We start from the raw sequence: 3,346 nt of genomic DNA, 5'->3' as shown, positions 1-3,346 counted from the left end.
TTGTAATTTGTTGTCAGCACTTTACAATTATGAGTTAGCTTTCAGGTCTAAAATTCAAAACCTTTAATTATAACATATATCTTTTTTGCAAGAGGTCTAATGAACGTATCCTTGGTGCGTCTGGAAATCGTCTGTGCGATCGGTTTGATAAAAAATGGCAGGGGTTGTTGCTCAATGCGATCGAAAACCAGCTTGAGCAGCAGGGGTGGCATAGCTGAGCCTTCAGCATAATGCAGCCAGTAGATATAGCGCAATCGCCCAGGTGTGCCGGGTAGCGGTGATAATCGTCCTCCACCGTATTGCTCCACCAGGTATTCAATGATGGCTCCAGATTCGGCTAAGGTTAGCGTTCCATCAGTGATGACAGGCGACTTACCCAGAGGATGCACCTGACGCAGAGATGCTGGTGCTAGCAGCGTTTTGGGGTCACGTTCGTAATACTTGATGTCATACTCCAGCCCCAGTTCCTCTAACAGCCACAGAATGCGCTGGGAGCGAGAATTATTTAAGTGGTGGACATTAATCATCCGCTTACCCGAATTGTTGCCAGTGGGTTCTAATATACTAGAATGCTCAAGTCCTTTGATCTGGACACATAAATACATTTTAGGGGAAACGATTTATATCTAACTATCTGATTCCTGTGCTACTGTCAAATTCCCAGGCGATCGCCTCCGGTGAATACAATCAGAACTAGACGCACTCGGTTTACATCATGAAGATTTCACCATCTCTCAGGCTAAAATAAATAGTTTGCCCATTTTGTCCAGTCAAACTCAAGGTTGAGAAGACATTTTAGTTGAGCAATTTTGTCATCATGAAACAATTATTCAAGGCATCGATACCAGAAGCAAAACTGGAAGCTGTTGAAAGAGCGCTAAAAACTGCTTTCAATACAGCGATCGCTGAAAGCGTGGAACTTTTATCAGGCGGGCTTTCTTCAGCACTCGTTTATAAAATCACGGTGAATGGAAAAATATATATCTTGAAAGTTATACTGCAAACTGATACATTCAACGATCCAAATCGGCACTATATTTGCATGAATTTGGCAGCAGAAGCGGGTGTTGCTCCCCATGTTTACTATGCCAGTGCTGAAGATGCAATATCGATTACTGATTTCATTGAAGCCCAGCCATTTCCTAGACAGTTTACGCCAGATAATTTAATTAAAGTGGTGAGCGTTGTTCGAGCCATACACGCTGCTCCCAACTTTCCAACATTGGTTAATTACCTGGATGGCATCGATGGATTCATTGAAAACTTTAAAGCTTCCAAACTCTTGCCGGAAAGTGCGACGGAGGAACACTTCAGGTACTACGCAGAAATCCAGAAAGCTTACCCGCGCTACGATCCCGATCTCGTTCCCAGCCATAATGACCTCCACCACAGGAACCTGCTGTTTGATGGACAGAAAATTTGGGTGGTGGATTGGGAAGCTGCTTTTCAAAACGATCGCTATGTTGACTTGGCGATTGTTGCTAATAACTTTGTGAAGACTGAAGCGCAGGAAGAAATCTACCTAAAGGCATATTTTGGCGATTCCCTAGATGAGTACAAACGCGCTCGATTTTTCATCATGCAGCAAGTTTGTCTGATGTGTTACGCGATGCTATTTATGCGCTTTGCCACAGTTTTACAGTCTCAGGATACGGTGATTGACGAGTGCATGGAAACCGTTCGTCAACAGGAGTTTTTCACACAAATTGCCAAGGGCACCGTGTCGCTTTCATCTCCTGAAGGACAATTTCTATATGCCAAAGTTTTGCTCAACGAAGCATTGTACAACATGAAAACACCAAGATTTGCCGAGGCGATTGACAGAATGAACGCATAAAACAAGATGGCGATCGCTACTTCCAGAGTTTCCTGATTAGGCTGAAACCATGCTCGATGGTTTACGCAATGCAGACTTTGTCTAGTCTAACGTTTCCTAATGAGGAGATTAAAATGAGAAGTTTTTACCATCGATTGCCAATAGTTGCCTTGACCCTCAAATTGGATCGTAAGCAGGTGGCCGGTACTCAAACAATTCTTGTTCTCCCGCGGCAAACAAAGAGCGATCGCGACCAGTTGCAGGCCGAGCAAAGGACGCTTTATTACGAATTCCCTGAATATCTTCAGAAGAACGCTCAGACGACAGTACAAACTGAGTCCTCTGGTAACGCAAATCAGCCAATTCTATCGTTCCCGGCCTACCTTCACAATAAGCTCGTTCAGCGCAGCGCTTAACTGCGATCGCAATTTCCGCACTCGTGGCTCCGGCATAATCAGATAGCAACGAATACCACTGCCTTTCACTCCAAGGGTTCTCAATTCCATCCCCAAACTGCTCCTTGAAATACTTAGCCAAATGCAAATTGAAAATCTCATAGCGAGCGCTGCTGTGTGGCAAATCCACAAACCAGATTCCGCCATCGTCAAATCTGCGGATAAGTTCAGCCGGCAGCATTTCTAAACGGTTAACAGTAGCTAACATTAGCACGGGGCTTTCATGCTCCTGCATCCAAGTTAGCAACTTCTGTGACAACCGCCTAGCTACACCACCATCCGCATTTGATTCCCAGCCAGAAAAACCCTTATCAAAATCATCAAAAAACAGCACGCAGCCACCCAAATTATCCGCTGTCTCCAGCATTTTATTGAGAGCGCGATCGGGATTAGAAGCACCGAGAATATTGCCCCAACTTGCTGCTAAAAGCGCATAGCCTAGTTTTTTAGCAGCTAGCTTTGCACTCAAACTTTTGCCCGTCCCCGGCGGCCCCCACAGCAGCATTCCTTTCGGAGGTTTAAGGTGATATTTCTTGGCATCAGTTTCTGACAGTTTTACTACCTCACTCAAATAAGCATCTAATAGACCTCTTGCAAAATAATTTTATGCTATAATCAAGGGTTTGGCTTAAGTGGAGCAGATTGCAGGTTATAGCTAATTTTTAGGACATTTTGCTAAAAACAGCACAAAATGCTAAAAAGGTATTTTGTAGTTACACAATAAATCAATCATGAACAATCGATTTTATCAAAATTTAAAACCGGAGCAATTTAAACGGAGATTTGGTATCCAGATTCAAACCTTTAAAGAAATGGTTAACACCAAGCGAACAATTCCGGCTAGAAAATCCTCAAGATAAACGAGGACGCCTTGATCGCCTTAACTCTTGAAGAACAAGTTTTAGTGGCCGATTAATATTGGCGAGAATATCGAACCTATTTTCATATGGGGACAAATTGGGGAGTATCCGAATCAACGATTTGCCGAATTGTAACTAACATTGAATCAACTTTAATGAAAACGGGAAAGTTCCGTATTCCGGGGAAAAAGGCATTACTCAAAGACTCTGATTAT

3 protein-coding genes and 1 pseudogene are annotated in these 3,346 nt (G+C 43.4%); 2 read left to right on the top strand and 2 right to left on the bottom strand.

Annotated elements, in window-relative coordinates:
• Window positions 1-47: 47 nt before the first annotated feature.
• A complete protein-coding gene (locus QUA02_RS33010) occupies window positions 48-527 on the bottom strand; it encodes a glutathione S-transferase family protein (protein WP_333033938.1) in 480 nt (159 codons plus the stop codon).
• Between the two features lie 290 nt (window positions 528-817).
• Here QUA02_RS33010 and QUA02_RS33005 point away from each other — a divergent pair, with 290 nt between their 5' ends.
• Window positions 818-1,837, top strand: coding sequence for a phosphotransferase (locus QUA02_RS33005; RefSeq protein ID WP_333033937.1), 1,020 nt, complete (start codon window positions 818-820; stop codon window positions 1,835-1,837).
• 156 nt (window positions 1,838-1,993) lie between these two features.
• On the opposite strand, the gene QUA02_RS33000 is transcribed toward QUA02_RS33005, so the two are convergent.
• Window positions 1,994-2,842, bottom strand: coding sequence for an ATP-binding protein (locus QUA02_RS33000; protein WP_333033936.1), 849 nt, complete (start codon window positions 2,840-2,842; stop codon window positions 1,994-1,996).
• A 318-nt stretch (window positions 2,843-3,160) separates the two neighbouring features.
• Between QUA02_RS33000 and QUA02_RS33810 the strand changes: the two are divergent.
• Window positions 3,161-3,346 (top strand): annotated as a pseudogene (locus tag QUA02_RS33810) (helix-turn-helix domain-containing protein); the annotation flags it as partial.

It is taken from the genome of Microcoleus pseudofavosus SVA1_A4 (assembly GCF_036700565.1).
In the GTDB taxonomy this organism is placed as follows: Bacteria; Cyanobacteriota; Cyanobacteriia; order Cyanobacteriales; family Microcoleaceae; genus Microcoleus.
This window is presented reverse-complemented; position numbering and strand designations above follow the sequence as displayed.

Excerpts from the sequence above, each read along its gene's own strand:
- QUA02_RS33005 (WP_333033937.1), top strand. The coding sequence starts at position 818 with ATGAAACAATTATTCAAGGCATCGATACCAGAAGCAAAACTGGAAGCT.
- QUA02_RS33010 (WP_333033938.1), bottom strand. The coding sequence starts at position 527 with ATGATTAATGTCCACCACTTAAATAATTCTCGCTCCCAGCGCATTCTG.